The organism is Streptomyces sp. AHU1 (assembly GCF_045343905.1).
GTDB lineage: Bacteria > Actinomycetota > Actinomycetes > Streptomycetales > Streptomycetaceae > Streptomyces > Streptomyces triticiradicis.
Genome location: NZ_CP174283.1, coordinates 7795856 through 7816033, shown reverse-complemented (window position 1 = coordinate 7816033; position 20178 = coordinate 7795856). Strand labels below are relative to the sequence as shown.

Below are 20178 nucleotides of genomic sequence, written 5' to 3'. Positions count from 1 at the left end.
GATGCAGTAGTCCATGAAGCGACCGTCCTCAGTCTTTGAGTTGACGGGAGCAAAGGTGCACCCAATCCGGGCAGCAGTCAGCGGTGGGGAGACGCCGCTTGGTTTGTTTCGGACCGATCTTTGACATGCACGAACCTCACTTACCGGTCTGCGGGTGGGTCACCGGTTACTGGGTCCAACGGGGCGTATCGAATGAGCGCTCACCCACAGGCTGAAATGTGGGGTATGCAACTCTGCTGGAAGGGACGTTGCCGACCGGGACGGCGCGGCAGCCTTCGGCATACGAGCCGAACGGTTGCGGCTCGATCCGGGCCGAGTGCTGCTCACTCCCCACGGCTCGACGCCCCCTGCACGCACCCTGTTTGCTCCTGCGACGCCCTGGGGCGAGGTGGTCAGGCGGAGGAGAGCCCCACGGGCAGCAGCAACCGCACTGCGGCCACAGCCGGTCGTCTCGGCGGCGCCGAGTCTGCTCCCACCTACGAGCCCCTGAACCGGACTTCCGCAACCCTGGCATGGTGGCCACACGCATAGCCGACCCCCGAACTATGGTGCCCCGCCACATGTGCGCCTGACCTGCGCCTTCCTACCGTGTGCCAACACGTACCCGTCCCCACCGCACACGAGGAAGTGGCGCACATGGCCTCCGCAGCATCCGCTCCCCCGACACCCGGCAACCTCAAGCGCATCGTCGCCGCGTCCCTCATCGGCACCACCATCGAGTGGTACGACTTCTTCCTCTACGGCTCGGCCGCCGCCCTGGTCTTCAACAAGCTGTTCTTCCCCGACTCCGACCCGCTCGTCGGCACGCTGCTGTCCTTCCTGACGTACGCCGTCGGGTTCGCGGCCCGGCCGCTGGGCGCGCTCGTGTTCGGGCACTACGGCGACCGGCTCGGCCGCAAGAAACTGCTGGTGCTGAGTCTGCTGCTGATGGGCGGGGCGACGTTCGCGATCGGTCTGCTGCCCACGCACGCGACCGTCGGCGCGGCGGCCCCCGTCCTGCTCACCGCGCTGCGTCTGGTGCAGGGCTTCGCGCTGGGCGGTGAGTGGGGCGGTGCCGTCCTGCTGGTGTCCGAGCACGGCGACGCGAGGCGGCGGGGGTTCTGGGCGTCGTGGCCGCAGACCGGAGCACCCGCGGGGCAGCTCCTGGCGACCGGTGTCCTCTCCCTGCTCACCGCCACGCAGTCGGACGGCACCTTCGTCTCCTGGGGCTGGCGCATCCCGTTCCTGCTCTCCGGTGTCCTGGTCGTCGTCGGCTTGTGGATACGTCTGTCTGTCGATGAATCGCCCGTCTTCAAGCAGGCGTTGGCGCGGGCCGAGGCCAGGAAGGCCGCCGGAGCGGACGAGTCGGAGAAGCTTCCGCTGGTCTCCGTCCTGCGCCACCACTGGCGTGACGTGCTCGTCGCGATGGGCGCCCGTATGGCCGAGAACATCAGCTATTACGTGATCACCGCCTTCATCCTCGTCTACGCCACCACTTCCGCCGGCGTCTCCCGCCAGACCGCGCTCAACGCCGTTCTCATCGCCTCGGCCGTGCACTTCGCCGTCATCCCGGCCTGGGGCGCCCTCTCCGACCGCATCGGCCGCCGCCCCGTCTATCTGCTCGGTGCCGCGGGTGTGGGCCTCTGGGTGTTCCCGTTCTTCTCCCTGATCGACACCGGCGGCTTCGCGAACCTCGTTCTCGCCGTCACCGTCGGCCTGGTCCTGCACGGCGCCATGTACGCGCCCCAGGCCGCCTTCTTCTCCGAGATGTTCGCGACCCGGATGCGCTACTCGGGCGCCTCCATCGGAGCCCAGTTCGCCTCCGTCGCGGCCGGCGCGCCCGCACCGCTCATCGCGACGGCCCTGCTCTCCTCGTACGACAGCTCGACCCCCGTCTCCCTCTATGTGATCGGGTCCGTTCTGCTGACCCTGATCGCCGTGGGCTTCGCGAAGGAGACCCGGGACCGCGACCTGTCCGCCGTCGACGCCACGGCCGACGACCAGCGGGCTCCGGTCGCGCCGGCGGACGCCCGTACGGTCTGACCGCGCTCCTGCGCCACCCGGTCCCCGCACGCGATACCGCGTGCGGGGATCAGCGCGGTCTGTCCGACGACAACCGGTGCAGTCTCAGCGCGAGTTGGATCTCCAGTGCGCGGGCCGGGCTCTGCCAGTCGTTCCCGAGCAGGCGCCCCACCCGCTCCAGTCTCTGTGCCACGGTGTTCACATGCACGTGCAGGGTGTCCTTCGTGCGCGCCGGACTCATACCGCTGGCGAAGTACGCGTCGAGGGTGCGCAGCAGGTCCGTGCCGCGCCGTTCGTCGTAGGCGACCACCGTGCCGATCGTCCGGCCGACGAAGCCGGAGATGTCCCGGTCACCGGCGAGCAGCAGTCCGAGGAAGCCGAAGTCCTCGGCGGCCGCGCCGTCGCCGGTCCGGCCGAGCAGGCGCAGCGCCTCCAGACAGCGCTGTCCCTCCGTGTACGCCGCGGCCACCGCTTCGGGGTGCGCCGTGAGCCGGTCGACGGGCGCGGAGGCCCCGACGGTCACCGTCTCCTGAACGGCGGTGCCCAGCTCCTTGGCCGTACGGCGGGCCAGTGTCGTCGCCGTGTCGCCGGGCCCGAGCGGCAGCAGCAGGACGGTACCGCCGTCACGGGCGGCGGCCAGTCCATGGCGGGTGGCGGCCAGGTGGGACGCGGCCGACCAGAGCCGTCCGCGTGTGCCCGCCTCCTGGCCGGCGTCGGTGGCCACGACGTCGAGCCGGGCCGCCAGCACCACATGGGGGCCGTCGAGATCGGCGTGCAGACGGGCCGCGCGCTCCCGCAGCAGCCCCGGGTCCCGGTCCCTGGCGTCCAGCAGATCGTCCAGCAGTTCGCCGCGCACCCGCTGTTCGGCCTCGGAGGCCGAGCGTCTGGCGAGCAGGAGCAACGAGGTGACCATCGCGGCGCGCTCCAGGGTGCGCTGGTCGACGGGGTCGAGGTCCGGATGCCCGCGCAGCACCAGCGCGCCGAGCAGTTCGCCTCCCGCGGCCACCGCGGCGACCCAGTCGTCGCCGTGCCGCACGGCGTGGCCGCCGGTGCGGGCCGCCTCCACGGCCATGACCGGTGTGCCGCCCGGATCCGTGAACTCGACGGCGCCGTCCAGGACTTCGGACACCGCGGCGGCGACGTCGTGGACTCCCCCGCCCCGCAGCACGAGTTCGGCCAGCCGGTCGTGGACGTCCGAGGCGCGCTCGATCGCCGCGCTGCGGTCCCGGATGATCTCGTTGGCCCGGCCCAGGCGGTCCAGGGCGGAGCGGGTCTCCGTCAGCGCGTTCGCCGTGTCGATGGCCGCCGCGGCCAGGGCCGCGAACGAGCCGAGCAGGGCGATCTGTTCCCGCTCGAAGACCCGCTCCCTGCGGTCCGCCGCGAACAGCACGCCGATGACCTGGGGACCGATCATCAGCGGCACGCCCAGGATCGCGACGAGCCCCTCGTCCTGTACGCCCGCGTCGATGGTCCGGGTGTGCTGGAAGCGCTCGTCCTTGAAGTAGTCGTCGGTGACGTACGGACGGGCGGTCTGTGCGACGAGTCCGCCCAGACCCTCCCCCATGCCGAGCCGCAGCTGCTGGAAGCGCGCGGCGACCGAGCCCTCGGTGACCCGCATGTAGGTGTCGCCCCTGGCCACGTCGTTCAGGCTGAGGTAGGCGATGTCCGTGCCCAGCAGCGACCGGGCCCGCTGCACGATCGCCCGCAGCACGGCGTCCAGGTCGCGCAGGCCCCCGAGGTCGTGCGCGGTCTCGAAGAGCGCGGAGAGTTCGGCCTCGCGGCGGCGGCGTCCTTCTATCTCCGTGCGCACGCGCAGGGCGAGCAGCTTGGCCTGTTCGAGCGCGGCGACGCGCCGGGCGGGCAGGCCCTCGGCGCGGGCGAGCAGCACCGGCTGCTCGTAGGCGTCGGCACTCGCTCCTTTGGCCAGGAGTTCCAGGAACGGCGCTTCCGCGCTGTCGGCGGAGCGCCCGGCTGATGGCAGATGATCGCGGGGCATGGCAACAGGATCGCGCATCCGCCGGGCGGCGCCCCTGCCCTGTGGACAACTCTTCGTCGGCCCTGGTGGGCACGGCGTGAGCGGGGCGGACCCCGGCTCAGTGCGCGGTCCAGCCCCCGTCCAGCGCCAGCGAGGTTCCGGTCATGAAGGCCGCCTGCGGACCGCAGAGGTAGGCCACCGCCTCAGCGACCTCCTCCGGCTCGATGAGCCGCTTGACCGCGCTGTCGCGCAGCAGGACCTCGGTCAGGACGCGCTCCCGGGGAATCCCGTGCGTGCGCGCCTGATCGGCCAGCTGTTTCTCGACGAGTGCGGTGCGCACATAGGCGGGGTTCACACAGTTCGATGTGACTCCATGAGGGGCGCCCTCGAGGGCCGCGGTCTTCGAGAGCCCCTCGAGTCCGTGCTTGGCGGCGACGTACGCCGATTTGAACGCGGAGGCGCGCAGCCCGTGGACGGAGGAGACGTTGACGATGCGGCCCCATCCTTGCCCGTACATATGGGGCAGGGCTCCGCGGATGAGCCGGAACGGCGCTTCCAGCATCACGGTCAGTACCGTGTGGAACATGGCGGGCGGGAAGTCCTCGATGGGGCGGACCATCTGCAGTCCGGCGTTGTTCACGAGGACATCGGTGCCGGCCGCGGCCTGCTCCGCCGCGTCGAGATCGGTGAGGTCGAGGACGCGCGGTTCGACCGTCCCGGTCAGGCCGTGCGCCCGCTCGGCCAGGGTCTCCAGGCCTCCGGCGTCCCGGTCGACCGCTCTCACCTTGGCTCCGGCGGCGGCGAGCCGCAGCGCGCAGGCGCGGCCGATGCCGCTCGCGGCGCCGGTGACGAGGGCGGTGCGGCCGCCGAGGTCGAGTGCGAAGGCGTGGGGGCCCGGGAGGGCGCTGGGCGCGGTCATGCCTCGACCCTAGGCAGCGCCCAGACTCCGACCGATATGGTCAGCCCACACACTTCATCTTCAGGTCGTGGGCTCGAACCATGTGGGTTCGTCGAGCAGTGCCTGCTTGATCCGGACGAGGGCGTAATCGTCCAGCTTCGGCAGGGCGTCCACGGAGAACCAGCCGACCTGGAGCGACTCGTCGTCGTTGACGCGGGCCTCACCGCCGACGGCACGGCACCGGAGCGTGGTGTCCATGAACTGGCAGACGTCGCCGTTGGCGAAGGTCACCTGCCCCCCGGCCTGGATCATCACGACGCGTTCGACCTCGACGTGCACGGCCGTCTCCTCGTACACCTCGCGCACCGCGCAGGCCGCGGGCTGTTCCCCCGGCTCGGGGATGCCGGAGATCAGCGCCCACTTGTGGCTGTCCGAACGCTGGCCGAGCAGAATCCTGCCCTCGTCGTCGAAGACCACGGCGCTGACTCCGGGAAGCCAGAGGAGCTGGTGGCCCGCGAAGGCCCGGATGGTGCGGATGAAGTCGGGAGTAGCCATGGCCCAGACCCTATCCGCGCGGCTGAGCCGTTCCGCGCACCGGCCGAGGCCCTGGACCGGGTGCCCTCGGCGCACCACGACGCGAAGACCGCCGCCCGGTCCCGGGCGGCGGTCCTGGTGTTCCCGCGCGACGCGAAGGTCGTCGGCTCGTCCTAGACGGCGGTGTTCCGCCGCGACCGGAGCGCCGTCGCCGCCGCCCAGCCGAGGCCGCCCGCCGCGAGAAGCACCAGGATCGTCTCGGGGAGGACGCCGAGCTTCGTGGCCGGGGTCTCGGAGGACCGCAGCGGCACCTTCTGGACCAGCGAGTCGGCGACGAACATCCCGGTCTTCTGGGTGATCCTCCCGTCGGGCATGATCACGGCGCTGACACCGCTCGTCACGGGCACCGTGACGGTGCGGCTGTGCTCGACGGCGCGGATGCGGGACATGGCGAGCTGCTGGTAGGTCATCTCGCTGCGGTCGAAGGTCGCGTTGTTGCTGGGCACCGAGATGATCTGCGCGCCGTCGGTGACGGTGCTGCGCACGGCCCAGTCGAACGCCGCCTCGTAGCAGGTGACGAGCCCGACGCCGGTGCCGTTCATCTTGAACACGCCCGGCTCGGTGCCGCGGCTGAAGTCCTGGCGGACCATGCTGGTCCAGTTCTTGTTGATGGCTCCGAGCAGCGGGCGCAGGGGCAGGTACTCGCCGAACGGCTGGACCTGCCGCTTGTCGTACGTGTCCACCGGGCCCTTCGCCGGGTCCCACAGGACCTGCTCGTTGTAGAGCTTGCCGTCCCGCTCGACGACCGCGCCGACGGAGACGGGGGCGCCGATCGCCTTGGCCGCCGAGTCGATGACGTAGCGGGCGTCGGCGTTGGCGTACGGGTCGATGTCGGAGGAGTTCTCCGGCCAGAGCACCAGGTCGGGCCGGGGCTTCTTGCCCGCCTTGACCTCGGCGGCCAGTCGCTCGGTCTCGCGCACGTGGTGGTCGAGGACGGCGCGCCGCTGCGCGTTGAAGTCGAGTCCCGCGCGCGGGACGTTGCCCTGGATGAGCGCGACCGTCGCCGTGCCGTCCTCCGCCTTGTCGCTGACCAGCACCCGCGCTGCGAGCGCGCCGACGACCGGGACGGCGACGCCGAGCAGCGCCACCAAGGCCGCGCCCCGGTGCAGGACTCCTGTGCCGCGCCGTTCGACGGCGAGACGGACGATCTCGTACAGCCCGAAGCCGCACAGCACGACACCGAAGCCGAGGACCGGAGTACCGCCGACCGCGGCGAGCGGCAGGAAGACACCGTCGGCCTGTCCGAACGCGATCTTCCCCCAGGGGAAACCGCCGAAGGGCGCACGCGCGCGTGCCGCCTCGCCGGCGATCCAGAGGGCCGCCGCCCACAGCGGCCACCCGGGCAGCCGGGAGAGGAACGTGATCCCCGCGCCGACGAGCGCTATGTAGATCGCCTCCACCGCGACGAGCGCGAGCCAGGGACCGGGGCCGACCTCGACGCCGGTCCAGACCAGCAGCGGCAGCAGGAATCCGAGGCCGAACAGATAGCCGAGGCCGAGGCCGGCCTTCCAGGAACGGCCGCGCAGGATCCAGGCGAAGACCGCGAAGGCCGGCGGGGCGAGCCACCACAGGGTCCGTGGCGGGAAGCTGACGTACAGCAGCACTCCGGAGAGCGCCGCGACGGCGGCCGGAACGAGGCGACGCACCAGGGCGGACCCACGCGGGGCGGGCACGGCCTGGGGTTCGAGCTGGTCCGGCTCGTCTACGGTGGTTGCGGTGGCGGTCACTCGGGGAGTGTACGGCGCCTGACCTGGGCCCCGACAGCTCGGACCGCTCGGTCCCGACGGACGGAACACCGCTCACCGGTCCCCTCATCCAGGTCCGCCGTAACGTTCCTGCGCAACCGGTGCCCAACCGGCGCACCAGCCGTTACGGTGTGGCCGAGCCTCTGACGTGCGGCCCGATGCGGTGACGGCGCCCGGGGTCCGGCGGGGTCGGGGGACGACGGGGGTGGGTTCCGCGGGGATGGCAGCCACGGGCGAAAGACACGGCGCCTCGGACATCGCCGGCGTGATCGTGCTCGCGGCCTGTGCCGCCTGGTCGCTGATCACGGCGGCCGCGCACGACGGCCGGCCCGAGGGCATGCTGCTGGCGGTGCTCGCCGTGACGGCGGGCTACGCGGTGGGCCGGATCTCCGGAGCGCTCCTGCCGGTGGCCGCCCCCTGTGCCGGAGCGGTGGCCGGGCTCGGCCTCGCGGTCTCCACGCCCGGCCCGCAGATCAGCCTGCGGCTCGGCCACAGCGGTGCCACGGCGGCCCTGCTGACCCTCTCCTGCGGTGCCGCGTGCTGTGCGGCCTGGGCCGCGCGCCCGTCCGCCCTGCGGTTCGCGCTGTGCCTGCCGGCCGTCGGGGCCGCCGTGGCGGCGGCGCTCCTCGGGTCCACCACCGGACTCGTCGCCTGCGCCGGGGTCCTGCTGTGTTCGCTCGCCGCCGCCCGTGCGCGCCGCCGGGCCCTCGGTCTGGCGGGGTTCGCGGCCGCCGCGGCCCTGGTGACCGGGGTTGCCTGGACGATCGGGGAGGACACCCTGCCGGGCGGGCTGGCCTCGTCCCTGGAGGGCCGGCTCACCGAGCACCGCGTCCTGCTCTGGCAGGACGCCCTGCGCATGACCCGTGCCGATCCCGGGCTGGGGGTCGGGCCCGGCCGTTACGGAGAGCTCAGCCCCACGGTCGCCCGGTCCCTGCTGCCCGACGGCAAACCGCACTCCGCGCCCCTGCAGCAGGCCGCCGAGCAGGGGCTGACCGGAGTGCTCCTGCTCGCGACGGCGTTCTGCTGGGTCCTGTACGCGCTTCTGCGCTCGCCACGCGCCACTCCGATCGCGCTGTCGGCGGGTGCGGCGCTGACGGCGGTGGCCGCCGTCGCCTCGGTCGGCAACGCGCTGAGCTTCACGACGGTGACCGCGGGTGCGGGGCTGCTGGCCGGGTGCGCGACCGCGCGGCCGCTCACCTCGGAGGAGCCGGACGGCGTCCCGGCCCCGGCCCGGCGCCCCGACGGCCGCCCGGGGACGTGCGCGACATCCGGACCGGCCGTCAGCGCCCCACGCCGGTCCTGTCCGGGTGGAGACGGCCGCGGATGATCCGGACGGCCGCCTCGGCGTTGTCCACGGTGATCGTGAACGTATGACCGTCGCCCAGGCGCAGCACCACGCCCTCGCCCCGCCGGACGACGACGGCGGTTCCCTGCTCGGGCCGCCAGCGATACCCCCAGCCGCCCCATTGACGTGGGGTGACCTGCGGCGCGAAGTCGGCGTCGACGACCGTGGAGAGCGGGATACGGCGGCGCGGCACGCCCATGTGGCCGCACCGCACCTCCAGGCAGTCCTCGTCCACCCGCACGGCGACCTGGACGAACGCGAGCGTGCCGAAGAGGATCAGCAGTCCTGCGGCGATGCATCCGACGACGGACATGACCAGCGGCGCCGTTCCCGACGTCCAGCCGGACGTGAGGGCCAGCTCGATCCCTAGAGCCACACAGGCCACACCGCCTATGGCGGGCAGCCACTGGACACGGTTCCTCGCGCGCCCGGTCCAGATCTCCGGATCCGGGGAGGCTTCGCCGTGGGGATGGTCCCTCATGCTCATGAGACTACTCAGGTTTCGCTGCGCGGGCACCGGATCGCTGAGCGTCACTCCGCCGAGCGGCAGGAGCGGAGGCGCCGGCTCTCAGCGGGCGGAGCTGACCGCCGCCAGGATGCGGCCTTCCTCGTAGGTGAGCGCCGTGGCGGGCAGCGCGCCCTCGCGTCCGCTCTGCAGCACCGTGACCGTGGACGTGGCGGGGGCCCCGGGGTCCGGGAGCTCGCCGATCCGGCGCAGCGCCTGGGCGGCGACCGCTCCGGCGGAACCGTGCAGGACGAGCGGCGGGCGGCCGGGGCGCTGCACGGCCGCGCGGATGCGCTCGGCGACGAGTTCGTAATGAGTGCAGCCCAGGACGACGGCCGTCACGTCCTCGGGGGTGTGCGCGGCGGCGGCCTCGATCGCGGCCTCGATGGCCGCCTGGTCGGCGTGCTCGACGGCGTCCGCGAGTCCGGGGCAGGCCACCTCGGTGACCGCCACTCCGGCGGCGAACTCCTCGATCAGTCCGCGCTGGTACGGGCTGCCTGTGGTGGCGGGCGTGGCCCAGATCGCGACGGGTCCGCCACCCGCGGCGGACGGCTTGATGGCCGGGACGGTGCCGATGACGGGCACCTCCGGTTCCAGGCGCGCGCGCAGGGCGGGCAGGGCGCGTACGGAGGCGGTGTTGCAGGCGACGATCAGGGCGTCGGGCCGGTGCAGCACGGCGGCCTCGGCGACGGCGAGGGCACGCGCGGTGACGTCCTCCGGTGTACGCGGTCCCCAGGGCATGCTGTCGGGGTCGGAGGAGAGGACGAGATCGGCGTCGGGCCGCAGTCGACGCACCGCGGCGGCAGCAGCGAGCAGTCCGATTCCGGAGTCCATGAGCGCGATCTTCACCCGGTCACCATAGACGATCCGTCTTCACGGGCGACCGCGGTGGGGCAGACTGCGGCGGGTGAGCGCCCTCGTGTGGACCGCCGTCGGATCACTGGCCGCGTGGCTGTGGCTGCTGCTCGGCCAGGGCTTCTTCTGGCGTACGGACGTACGGCTGCCCGCCTGCCGCGAACCGTCGGAATGGCCTTCGGTCTGCGTCGTGGTGCCGGCCCGGGACGAGGCCGCAGTGCTGCCCGAGAGCCTTCCCTCGCTCCTGGCCCAGGACTATCCGGGGCGGGCCGAGGTCTTCCTCGTCGACGACGGCAGCTCGGACGGCACGGGTGAGCTGGCCCGCGAGCTGGCGCGGCGGCACGGTGGACTGCCGCTCACCGTCGGCTCGCCGGGAGAGCCGCCGGCGGGCTGGACGGGCAAGCTCTGGGCCGTGCGCCACGGCATCGGTCTCGCCCGCGCGCGAGAGCCCGAGTACCTGCTGCTGACCGACGCGGACATCGCGCACGCCCCGGACAGTCTGCGGCTCCTGGTGGCGGCGGCACGCACGGGCGGCTTCGACCTCGTCTCGCAGATGGCGCGGCTGCGGGTGGAGAGCCCGTGGGAACGGCTCGTCGTGCCCGCCTTCGTCTACTTCTTCGCGCAGCTCTACCCCTTCCGCCGGATCGCCGTGAAGGGCTCGCGGACGGCGGCCGCGGCGGGGGGCTGCGTCCTGCTGCGCGCGGACACCGCCGAGCGGGCGCGGATCCCGGACGCGATCCGGCATGCCGTCATCGACGACGTGGCGCTCGCCCGTGCCGTCAAGCGCGGCGGCGGACGCATCTGGCTCGGACTGGCCGAGCGGGTGGACAGCGTGCGCCCCTATCCGCGGCTGCGCGATCTGTGGCGCATGGTCTCGCGCAGCGCGTACGCCCAGCTGCGGCACAACCCGCTGCTGCTCGCCGGGACGGTCGCCGGGCTCGCCGTGGTGTACCTGGTTCCGCCGGTCGCCCTAGTGACGGGCCTCGCCGCGGGGAATCCGTGGGCGGCGGTGGCGGGAGGGACCGCCTGGCTGGTGATGACGGCGACCTACGTACCGATGCTCCGTCACTACCGGCAGTCTCCGGCGCTCGCTCCCCTGCTGCCGGTCACCGCGTTCCTCTACCTCCTCATGACGGTCGACTCCGCGGTGCAGCACTACAGGGGGCGCGGCGCGGCCTGGAAGGGCCGCACCTACGCGCGCCCCGGCGCGGCCCTCGACGAGAACTGGGAGAACTGAGGGGGCGGGGCGGGCGGTCGCCTCCCGCCGGGCGGACGGTCGCCTCCTGCCGGGCGGACCGTCGTCTCCCGCCGGGCGGGAGGGCCGGCTCCCGCCCGGGCCGGGATCACTTCCTGCCGGGCGTCCAGTTCATGCCCCAGCCGTAGGCGTGGTCGACGGTGCGCTGCGGGCTCACCCCGCGCGCGGGGATCAGGTACCGGGCCTCGCGCTGGATGACGAGGTCGGCGCCGTTGCCGGTGATGAGGGCGAGCGCGCAGACCGTGGAGGGCACCGTGCACTCGTCGAGCGAGAAGTCGACGGGCGCGCCGTTCTGCGGCTGGAGGGTGACCGTGGCGTGCAGGTCGGCGAAGGAACGCGCGCCTTCGTAGATGGTCACGAAGATGAGGATGCGCCGGAAGCTCTGCTTGTGATCGAGGTTGATGGTGAGGTTCTCGCCACCGGCCACGGCTCCGGTGCGGTCGTCCCCGTCGAGATATATGTACGGCGGCTGGTGCAGTGCCCCGAAGGCGTTGCCGAGCGCCTGCACCACTCCCTTGCGGCCGTCGGACAGTTCGTACAGCGCGCACAGGTCGAGGTCGAGGTCCGCGTGCATGGCGACGGCCCGGCCGCGCTTGCTGCCCCAGCCCGAGAACTGCTTGCGCACTTCCCAGTTGAGGTTCACGCGCATGGCACCGCTCGTGCCGCCCTGCTTGGAGAGCGAGACGGAGGGCGCCTCCTTGGTCAGCGTCACCTTGGAGAGGCGGACGGGCGCCGGAGGGGCCGCCGGCGGCCGCGGGGCCATGGGCGGCGGCATCGTGACGGGCGGGGCGACCGGGGGCGCCACGGGGGCCGGGGGGCCCTGTACGAGGGTGGCGGGCCCCCGCGGCGCGGCGGCGGGCGGCGCCGCGTGCTGCGGCTCGTCCACGGTGATCCCGTAGTCGGTGGCCAGCCCTTCGAGGCCGCTTCCGTAGCCCTGTCCCACGGCGCGGAACTTCCAGGCGCCCTGACGCCGGTAGAACTCGCCCAGGACGAAGGCGGTCTCCACGGTCGCGTCGGTGCTCTCGAAACGGGCGACCTCCGTGCCGCCGCGTGCGTCGAGCACCCTGATGTACAGGCCGGGAACACGTCCGAAGGAGCCGCCGTCCGCGGAGGCCGCCAGGACCACGGTCTCGACGGCGGGTTCCACGCGCGTGAGGTCGACCGACAGCGTGTCGGTCACCTGGCCGCCGTCGTTCCGCTTGCCCTCGTGGCGCACGGCGCCCGAGGAGTGCGCCGGCTGGTTGTAGAAGACGAAGTCGCCGTCCGAACGGACCTTTCCGGCCACCAGCAGAAGGGCGGACGCATCGACGTCGGGCACCCCCTGTCCTGAACGCCACCCCAATTCCACGCTGAGCGCGCTCGTCGGGACAGGAACATTAGATCCCTTAGGCATTGACATGTACTCCCCCATCACGTGTCTCCGCGCCGGTGCGAGTCCCCGAACGGACCGCCGGCCCCGTCCCGCCAAACCTAATCCCCAGGTCCACCGACTCCCATGGCTCGCACAGGAAGATCCTGGTCAACCGCCGGTAACCCGTCCGAGGCTCGGCCTTTACACGATCTCAACCATCTTCGACGTCCTTTTTTGCCAAGTTCGCTCGCATTGGGGATCCCACGTCACCACGGACACCGAAAAACAACCCTCTTATCGGTCTCCCCAACCAGCACATCGTGGGCTTAACTTATGGCCATGACCTCCCCCCGCTCCACCTATGGCGGCGGTTACTACTCCGCCTTCCCTGACACCCCGATCTACGACTCCCTCGTCGCCGAACGGGGTACCCCTCAGATCGCCCCGATCCGGGTCCCTTCCGCCTACGACTCGGGCAGCAACAACCTCCCGGCCCTGCCGTCCGCGCTTCCCGCGCTGCCGTCCGGCCCCTCCTCCTACGGCTATCAGCAGGCCCAGCAGCCCTCTCCGCTGCAGCAGGCCCCCGCGCCGTACATCCCGCAGCAGGCCGGCGCGCCCCGGGGCTATCCCAGCCCCCAGCCGCAGCAGCCCCGCCCGATGGCGGCCCCCACGGGCTTCGAGGCCATGCGCCCCGCGGCCCCCCGGCCCGCCCCCGCTCCGTACCAGGACCCGTACAACGGTCAGCAGTACCGCGGATACTGACACTCCCTGACCGGCTTGTCGGTGCTTCCTGGCACCATGGCGGTCATGGGGAACGCGGTACTGCACTCGATTCACGTCCATCCGGTCAAAGCCTTCCGGAGCACGTCGCTCCAGGAGGCCGAGGTCGAGCCCTGGGGGCTGGCCGGAGACCGACGCTGGGTCCTGATCGACGACGGGGGAAAGGTCGTCACGCAACGCGAGCAGCCGCGTCTGGCGCTGGCCGCCGCCGAGACACTCTCCGGCGGCGGCCTTCGTCTGTCCGGCGGGGACCTCGGGTCCGTGACGGTTCCCGTGCCCGAACCCACCGGTACGACGACGGTGGAGATCTTCGGCGACAAGGTGGAGGCCGTCCTCGCCGACGCGGCCGCGCACGACTGGTGCAGCGCTTACCTGGGCGCCGACGTACGCCTCGTCCACATGGACGATCCGGCCGTCCGCCGGCCCGTCGACCCGGACTTCGCGCTGCCGGGCGAGACCGTCAGCTTCGCCGACGGCTACCCGCTGCTCGTCACCACGCTCGGATCGCTGGACGCGCTCAACTCCCTGATCGCGCAGGGCGACCGGGCCGAGGATGGCCCGGTGCCGATGAGCCGCTTCCGGCCGAACGTCGTCGTCTCGGGCACCGACGCCTGGGCCGAGGACCACTGGTCGCGGATCGCCATCGGCGAGGTCACCTTCCGGGTCACCAAGATGTGCGGCCGCTGCATCGTCACCACCACCGACCAGGACACCGCCCGGCGCGGCAAGGAACCCCTGCGCACGCTCGCCCGGCACCGGCGCTTCGGCGGAAAGGCGATGTTCGGGCAGAACCTGGTGCCCGAGACCCGCGGCTCACTGCGGGTCGGCGACCCGGTCACGGTCCTCGGCTAGGGAACGTCCGGATCAGGGCGCACCCGGGCCGATCCGGACGGAGTCCCCTGGGCCGCCCCACCACATTCCGCCAGAGACCGGACTCCGGGAACACCGGGGCCGGGCAGGATCGTTGGATCTGCGTGAGATGTTCGTGAAAGGTCCCGGGAGAGGGTGACGTCGGCCTCTCTTCCGCGGCCCCGCGCGTGAACGGCACCGCGGCTGGACATCACGGAGGCGGAAGGGGGTGCGGGACGGTGCGCGCGATCATCGGTCTCTGGCGCTGGCGGCGCAATCCGCTGTGCCGTACGACGGATCTCGTGGAGGCCTGGCTGGCCCTGGCCTCCCTCCTGCTCGTGCTGGTCGCGGCGCCCCTGGCCGGAGCGGCCGTGGGGGTCTCGGTGCAGGGAACGCTGCAGAAGGCCGTGCGCGACCAGCGCAAGGACCGGCACCACGTGGCGGCCGTCGTCGTCAGGAAGCTGTCCCGGGGCCCGCTCGCTCCCGACCCCGAGACCCCGTCGGGACGGGGCGCGCACAGCCGGGTCGTGGCCGACTGGACGGCGCCGGACGGCACTCCTCGGCACGGCACGGTGATCGCCGGCCTCAAGTCGCCGCTTCCCGGGGACCGGTTCTCGATCTGGACCGACCGGCACGGCCGAATAATGGGCCGCCCGCTGGACGGTGCCACCGCGACCGCGCACTCCGCTCTGGCCGGTTTCGGTGCGGCCGTGCTGGCGGCCGGACTCCTCGAAGGCACAAGGCGGTTGATCCTGTGGCACATGATCCGCCGGCGTCATGCCCGATGGGACCGGGCCTGGGCCGAGGCGGGTCCCGACTGGGGCAAGGCGGACGCCGGCAGCTGACGGCCTTCCCGCTCCGGTCAACCGGGCGCCCCCGCGCACGCTACGGTGGACCGGCCGAACCGTTCGGCACCGTCGTGAGAGGCTGTCCGGCAGGGCCGGCATCCCGGCCGACGGGGCATCAGCACGACCTCGCAGGACCCGCGTACGACGAGGTGGGGGCACAACAGCGCCATGGCACAGGGCACGGTCCAGGTGACGCACACCGGAACCTCGCGGTGGCGGCGCCGCACGGGTGAGTACGTTTCGCTGGCCGCCGCCCTGGAGGCCGCGGCCGAGGGTGATGTGCTGACCGTCGCTCCCGGCACCTACCGGGAGAACCTGGTGGTGGAGCGCGCGGTGACGCTGCGCGGCCCCGAGGGTTCCCCGGGCTCCGTGCGGATCGCGCCGGTCGACGGTGTGGCGTTGACCGTACGCGCCTCCGCCGTCGTCCAGGACCTGCACCTGGAGGGCCAGGACTCGGCCTCGCCCGCGCTGCTCGTCGAGGAGGGCACCCCGGAACTGCTGGACGTACGGATCGTCACGCGCTCCGCGGCCGGGATCGAGGTCCGCGGCGGCGCCCGGCCGACCGTGCGCCGTTGCGCCGTCGACAACCCCGCGGGCGTCGGCATCGCCGTACTGGACGGCGGCGGCGGGGTGTTCGAGGAGTGCGAGGTCGTGGCGGCCGGCCAGTCGGGGGTCGTGGTCCGCGGGGGCGCGCGTCCACGCCTCGAGCGCTGCCGGGTGCACCACACCTCCGGTCCGGGGCTGTCGGCGACCGGCGAGAACTCCTCGCTGGAGGCGGTGGGCTGCGAGGTGTACGAGGTCAAGGGCTCCGGGGTGCAGATCACCGCCCGGGCCACGGCCCACCTCACCGACTGCGACGTGCACCGGACGACCGCTGACGGCGTCACCCTCGACACGGACGCCGTGCTCACGCTCGCCGACTGCCGCATCCACGACATCCCGGAGAACGCCGTCGACCTGCGTTCCCGCTCGGTGCTCACCCTGACCCGCACGAGCGTGCGGCAGTTCGGGCGCAACGGCCTGTCGGTCTGGGACCCGGGCACCCGGGTGGACGCCAACCAGTGCGAGATCTTCGACAGCACCGGCGACTATCCCGCGGTGTGGGTGAGCGACGGGGCGACCGCCGTACTGGACTCGTGCCGGGTGCACGACGTGCCGGACGCCCTGTTCGTCCTCGACCGGGGCTCACGCGCGGACGTCGTCGACTGCGACATCTCCCAGGTGCGCAACACCGCGGTGTCGGTCAGCGACGGCGCGACCGCGCAACTGGACGACTGCCGCATCCGGGAGGCCGCGACGGGCGCCTGGTTCCGCGACCACGGCAGCGGCGGCACTCTGTCCGGCTGCATCATCGGCGGCACGCAGACCGGCGTGATCGTCACCAAGGGTGCCGACCCGACCTTCGAGCGCTGCACGGTCTCCTCGCCCGCCGAGGCCGGCTTCTACGTGTCGGCGGACGGCCGGGGAAGCTTCCTGAACTGCCGGGTGGCGGACAGCGGCGGCTACGGCTTCCATGTGATCGACGGTTGCCGGGCGACCCTGCGCAAGTGCCGTACGGAGCGGTGCGCGCGCGGGGGCTACGAGTTCGCCGACGCGGGCTCGGCCCCCGGCTCGGGTCCCGTGGTCGAGGACTGCGCGAGCGACGAGAGCGCATCGCTGCGCACCCCGGCGCACGCGACGGCCGTCGAGACCTCGGCTTCGTCCGTGAGTCCGCCGGGCACGATCCCCGGTCAGCGCAGCACCGAGCGGGAACCGCTCGTCGCCGGCGCGGAACCCGCCCCCGCGGCCCGTGGGTCGAAGATCGTCCTCGGTGAACTCGACACCCTGGTGGGCCTGGACAACGTCAAGCGCGAGGTGCGTGCCCTCACCGACATGATCGAGGTGGGCCGCCGTCGGCAGCAGGCGGGCCTCAAGGCGGCGTCCGCCCGGCGCCATCTCGTCTTCACCGGCTCCCCCGGCACGGGCAAGACGACCGTCGCCCGGCTGTACGGCGAGATCCTGGCCTCGCTGGGCGTGCTGGAGAAGGGGCATCTCGTCGAGGTGTCCCGGGTGGACCTGGTCGGTGAGCACATCGGATCGACCGCGATCCGCACCCAGGAGGCGTTCGACCGGGCGCGCGGCGGTGTGCTGTTCATCGACGAGGCGTACGCCCTGTCGCCGGAGGACTCGGGCCGCGACTTCGGGCGCGAGGCGATCGACACGCTGGTGAAGCTGATGGAGGACCACCGGGACGCGGTGGTCGTGATCGTCGCCGGGTACACCGCCGAGATGGAGCGGTTCCTGTCGGTCAACCCCGGCGTGGCGTCCCGCTTCTCACGGACGATCACCTTCAACGACTACCTCCCCACCGAGTTGCTGCGGATCGTGGAGCAACAGGCCGAGGAGCACGAGTACCGGCTGGGTCCGGGCGCGCCCGAGGCGGTCCTGAAGTACTTCACCTCCATCCCGAGGGGGCCCGCCTTCGGCAACGGCCGCACCGCGCGGCAGACGTTCGAGGCGATGCTGGAACGGCACGCGGGCCGGGTCGCCAAGCTGGAGGAGCCGAGCACGGACGACCTGACCCTGCTCTACTCGGAGGACCTGCCGGAACTGCCCTGAGCGTCCTCGCGGGGGCGCTGGTCCGACACCTGGGGCAGCAGCCGCTCCAGCAGGAGCTCACGCTCGGCGGCGAAGACCGGGTCCGCCTGGTAGTCGGAGTGGCCGAGGATCGGCGCGGGCAGCGGCTGCCGCTCGGTACGGCCGTAGGCGAGCGGGTCCTTCAAGGGTTCGTGGTCGACCTCGGGACCGCAGTCCCCGGGCAGCCGGACGGGCCCGCCGATCGGGTCGGTGCGACGGTACAGATTGCGCCAGCAGGCGACCTCGCGGTGCAGCGAGGCCAGTGCCGCGGGGCCGAAGTGGGCCGGGAACCAGCGACCGTACAGGCGCTCCAGCGGTGAGCCGTAGGTGAGCAGCGCGACCCTCCCCCGTACCGCGGGTTCGAGCTGCCAGGCCGCGGCGGCCGCCAGCACGCTGCCCTGGGAGTGTCCGGAGAGCACGAGCCGTCCGCCGGTCGCCCGGGTCCACGTGGCCATGCGCCAGGTGAGGTCCGGGACGGCGCGCTCGGCGTAGCAGGGCGGCGCGAAGGGGTGGGCGGCGCGCGGCCAGAAGGTGCCGACGTCCCAGAGGATGCCGATGGTGCGGCGGGCGGCCTGGTCCTTGTAGGCGCGCCGGCCCCAGGTGACGAACAGGACGAAGCCGAGGCCGATCAGCCAGGAGCCCAGTGCCTGCGCGGTCTCGGCCGCGCCGTGGACGAAGCCGTTCGTGCCTCGCGCGGCCTCGGCCGGGGCGTCACCGGTGACGAGGGACCCGGCCAGGGCGCAGGCCCCGAGCAGCAGGGTCACGGACGAGACGACGCCGACCATGAGCGGCGCCCGGTCGGTGAGGGCGGCCATCGCGCGCGTGCTCGCGATACGGCGGGTGCGGGAGGCGTCCCGGGGTCCGCCCGGGTACTCGCGCTCGACGGCGATCGCCTCCTGGCGGCGCAGCCGCCAGGTGCGCCGGGCGAGCAGGACGGTGAGGACGAGCAGGACGACGAGCAGCGGCGGGATCACGGAGGCCTGCCAGGTGAGCAGGACAGGCGGACCGGGGATCGAGTGGCGGGTGCCGTCGAGCCAGTCGGCGACCCGCTGGGAGACCCCTCCGGACATCACGCCGCCGAGCGCGCAGGCCAGCATGGCGACGGCGGGCCCCGCGAAGCCGCGCATCGCGGTGCGCGGGGTGGGGGTGCCGTCCGCTGTCCGGCCCCCGTCCACGGCCGGGGGAGCCGTGCGGTGCAGGGTCCGGGCGACCACGCACAGGGCGATCACGAGCAGACCCTGCGCGAGGGTGAGGCCGCCGAACGTGGCGTCGCCCGGCAGGCGCCCGGCCGAGTGCCAGTGGGGCCGCGACCAGCCGGCGTACACCAGGGTGAGGGCGAGCAGGGCGAGCGAGCCCAGCGGCAGCCGGCGCACGAGCGCCGGGTCGCGTCCGTGGTCGATCCGGTTCTCGCTGCGGCCACGACGGCAGACCACCCACAGCACAACGGCCCCGCCCGCCACGAGCGTTGCGTTCAAGAGGCCGCCCAGGACCTCCAGTACGGCGGGCCCGCCCCGGGCGCGGTCGTGGTGGGCGGCCGGGGAGCCCACGGCCGCGGCGACGGTCAGGAATCCGGCGGCGGTGTGCGCGGCGCGCAGCCGGGCCACCAGGCGGCGTCCGTACCAGAAGCCGGGGCGGCCGAGTCCGGTGCCGTCGGTCTCCTCGTCGTGCTCGGCGGCGCGGGCCATCGGCTGCTGCGACTCGTACGCGCTCCAGGTGCGGTGGGACAGGTACCACAGGAGCGTGGTGAGCGCCGCGGGCACCAGGGAGGCCAGGGCGAGGCGGCGGCCCGGCTGGCTCCACCAGCCGGCGTCGGGCCGGTCCGGGGAGAGGAATCCGAGCCAGGAGTGGTTGCGCACGCACAGGCGGGTACCCGCGCACTGCCAGGCGGCCAGGTCGAGGGCGACCTCGCAGGCCGCGGCGACCAGCAACACCGTGAGCGTGAGTCCGGCGAGGCGGACCAGCAGCCCGTACAGGCGCACCGTCCGTCCGTGACCGTGCGAGGCGGGGCGCATCCAGTGCGCGAGGTTGACGACCATGAACGGCAGCAGGAGGAGCCACAGGGCGCGGGCGCCGTTGCCGGAGGTGAGGTTGCACCACACGTACGCCTCGCGCACCGGTCCCCCGCCGTGGTCCCCGGGGCGTTCCTCGGCGTCGGTGTCGGTGTCGTCGGCGCGCCGGAAGACGGCGGCCGTGGCGTCGCCGGTGATCCGGACCGTCCGCGGGTCGTTCAGCATCTCCTCCGGCGTGGTGCCCCCGACGCCGTGGACCAGGAGTTCCAGGGCACTGCCGGCCGTTCCGGGCCGTCGTACGGGGCTGCCGGGCTCCCCGTCGACTGCGTGTTCCCGTGCACGTTCCACTGTTCCGCACTTCCCCGTGCCCCGCGTGTCTCAGGTGTCATGTGCAGGCACAAGGCTCTCGCGCTCCGGGCCTCGTGCACACCCGAAGGCACCAAATCTCCCCGATACGTGTGAACGCTGCGGCACAGGAGGGGCACAGCGGGTGCCCGGGCAGTGGCACGGCCGAGGGTGTCCCGTGCGAGGATGGGTCGTCCTCCAGACCTC

Annotated in this window: 15 protein-coding genes; 7 read left to right on the top strand and 8 right to left on the bottom strand. The window is 72.8% G+C overall.

The window, feature by feature from the left end:
• Positions 1 to 636 precede the first annotated feature (636 nt).
• The gene (locus tag ACICHK_RS34490) at positions 637 to 2022 is read left to right on the top strand and encodes an MFS transporter (protein ID WP_406839970.1); all 1386 of its coding nucleotides are present in this window, start codon (positions 637 to 639) and stop codon (positions 2020 to 2022) included.
• A gap of 49 nt (positions 2023 to 2071) precedes the next feature.
• On the opposite strand, the gene ACICHK_RS34485 is transcribed toward ACICHK_RS34490, so the two are convergent.
• The 4 genes from ACICHK_RS34485 to lnt form a co-directional block, all read right to left on the bottom strand.
• Positions 2072 to 3997 carry a helix-turn-helix domain-containing protein gene (locus tag ACICHK_RS34485; protein ID WP_406839969.1) on the bottom strand — a complete coding sequence of 642 codons (1926 nt, stop codon included), beginning with the start codon at positions 3995 to 3997 and terminating at the stop codon, positions 2072 to 2074.
• 97 nt (positions 3998 to 4094) lie between these two features.
• On the bottom strand, positions 4095 to 4895 hold the full coding sequence (locus ACICHK_RS34480; protein ID WP_406839968.1) for a 3-hydroxybutyrate dehydrogenase: 801 nt from the start codon (positions 4893 to 4895) through the stop codon (positions 4095 to 4097).
• 60 nt (positions 4896 to 4955) lie between these two features.
• Positions 4956 to 5429 carry an NUDIX hydrolase gene (locus tag ACICHK_RS34475; protein ID WP_406839967.1) on the bottom strand — a complete coding sequence of 158 codons (474 nt, stop codon included), beginning with the start codon at positions 5427 to 5429 and terminating at the stop codon, positions 4956 to 4958.
• Positions 5430 to 5581: 152 nt separating this feature from the next.
• Positions 5582 to 7195 (bottom strand): apolipoprotein N-acyltransferase, encoded by a 1614-nt coding sequence (gene lnt, locus ACICHK_RS34470; protein WP_406839966.1) that lies wholly within the window; start codon positions 7193 to 7195, stop codon positions 5582 to 5584.
• Between the two features lie 238 nt (positions 7196 to 7433).
• On the opposite strand from lnt, the gene ACICHK_RS34465 reads away from it, so the two are divergent.
• Positions 7434 to 8540: an O-antigen ligase family protein gene (locus tag ACICHK_RS34465; RefSeq protein ID WP_406839965.1), complete on the top strand. Its 1107-nt coding sequence runs from the start codon at positions 7434 to 7436 to the stop codon at positions 8538 to 8540.
• On the opposite strand, the gene ACICHK_RS34460 is transcribed toward ACICHK_RS34465, so the two are convergent.
• Complete coding sequence (locus ACICHK_RS34460; RefSeq protein WP_406839964.1) at positions 8494 to 9039, bottom strand: hypothetical protein; 546 nt, start codon at positions 9037 to 9039, stop codon at positions 8494 to 8496. The genes ACICHK_RS34465 and ACICHK_RS34460 overlap by 47 nt on opposite strands.
• Before the next feature lie 87 nt (positions 9040 to 9126).
• Entirely contained in the window at positions 9127 to 9912 is a 786-nt protein-coding gene (locus tag ACICHK_RS34455) for a glutamate racemase (RefSeq protein WP_406839963.1), read from the bottom strand.
• A gap of 58 nt (positions 9913 to 9970) precedes the next feature.
• Between ACICHK_RS34455 and ACICHK_RS34450 the strand changes: the two genes are divergently transcribed.
• Positions 9971 to 11155, top strand: coding sequence for a glycosyltransferase (locus ACICHK_RS34450; RefSeq protein ID WP_406839962.1), 1185 nt, complete (start codon positions 9971 to 9973; stop codon positions 11153 to 11155).
• Positions 11156 to 11261: 106 nt separating this feature from the next.
• Here the strand turns inward: ACICHK_RS34450 and ACICHK_RS34445 are convergent, their stop codons facing one another.
• Entirely contained in the window at positions 11262 to 12572 is a 1311-nt protein-coding gene (locus ACICHK_RS34445) for a TerD family protein (protein WP_406841395.1), read from the bottom strand.
• Positions 12573 to 12863: 291 nt separating this feature from the next.
• On the opposite strand from ACICHK_RS34445, the gene ACICHK_RS34440 reads away from it, so the two are divergent.
• From ACICHK_RS34440 to ACICHK_RS34425, 4 genes are all read left to right on the top strand, one after another.
• A complete protein-coding gene (locus ACICHK_RS34440; protein ID WP_192582348.1) occupies positions 12864 to 13286 on the top strand; it encodes a DUF6643 family protein in 423 nt (140 codons plus the stop codon).
• A 45-nt stretch (positions 13287 to 13331) separates the two neighbouring features.
• A complete protein-coding gene (locus ACICHK_RS34435) occupies positions 13332 to 14156 on the top strand; it encodes an MOSC domain-containing protein (RefSeq protein ID WP_406839961.1) in 825 nt (274 codons plus the stop codon).
• A 236-nt stretch (positions 14157 to 14392) separates the two neighbouring features.
• A complete protein-coding gene (locus ACICHK_RS34430) occupies positions 14393 to 14998 on the top strand; it encodes a hypothetical protein (protein WP_406839960.1) in 606 nt (201 codons plus the stop codon).
• A gap of 171 nt (positions 14999 to 15169) precedes the next feature.
• Complete coding sequence (locus tag ACICHK_RS34425) at positions 15170 to 17599, top strand: right-handed parallel beta-helix repeat-containing protein (RefSeq protein ID WP_406839959.1); 2430 nt, start codon at positions 15170 to 15172, stop codon at positions 17597 to 17599.
• Here ACICHK_RS34425 and ACICHK_RS34420 read toward each other — a convergent pair.
• Positions 17569 to 19974, bottom strand: coding sequence for a hypothetical protein (locus ACICHK_RS34420; protein WP_406839958.1), 2406 nt, complete (start codon positions 19972 to 19974; stop codon positions 17569 to 17571). The two genes, ACICHK_RS34425 and ACICHK_RS34420, sit on opposite strands and share 31 nt — an antisense overlap.
• Positions 19975 to 20178 lie beyond the last annotated feature (204 nt).

Coding starts and splice junctions, on each gene's coding strand:
- ACICHK_RS34490 (WP_406839970.1), top strand. CDS start 637: ATGGCCTCCGCAGCATCCGCTCCCCCGACACCCGGCAACCTCAAGCGC.
- ACICHK_RS34485 (WP_406839969.1), bottom strand. CDS start 3,997: ATGCCCCGCGATCATCTGCCATCAGCCGGGCGCTCCGCCGACAGCGCG.
- ACICHK_RS34480 (WP_406839968.1), bottom strand. CDS start 4,895: ATGACCGCGCCCAGCGCCCTCCCGGGCCCCCACGCCTTCGCACTCGAC.
- ACICHK_RS34475 (WP_406839967.1), bottom strand. CDS start 5,429: ATGGCTACTCCCGACTTCATCCGCACCATCCGGGCCTTCGCGGGCCAC.
- ACICHK_RS34465 (WP_406839965.1), top strand. CDS start 7,434: ATGGCAGCCACGGGCGAAAGACACGGCGCCTCGGACATCGCCGGCGTG.
- ACICHK_RS34460 (WP_406839964.1), bottom strand. CDS start 9,039: ATGAGGGACCATCCCCACGGCGAAGCCTCCCCGGATCCGGAGATCTGG.
- ACICHK_RS34445 (WP_406841395.1), bottom strand. CDS start 12,572: ATGTCAATGCCTAAGGGATCTAATGTTCCTGTCCCGACGAGCGCGCTC.
- ACICHK_RS34440 (WP_192582348.1), top strand. CDS start 12,864: ATGACCTCCCCCCGCTCCACCTATGGCGGCGGTTACTACTCCGCCTTC.
- ACICHK_RS34435 (WP_406839961.1), top strand. CDS start 13,332: ATGGGGAACGCGGTACTGCACTCGATTCACGTCCATCCGGTCAAAGCC.
- ACICHK_RS34425 (WP_406839959.1), top strand. CDS start 15,170: ATGGCACAGGGCACGGTCCAGGTGACGCACACCGGAACCTCGCGGTGG.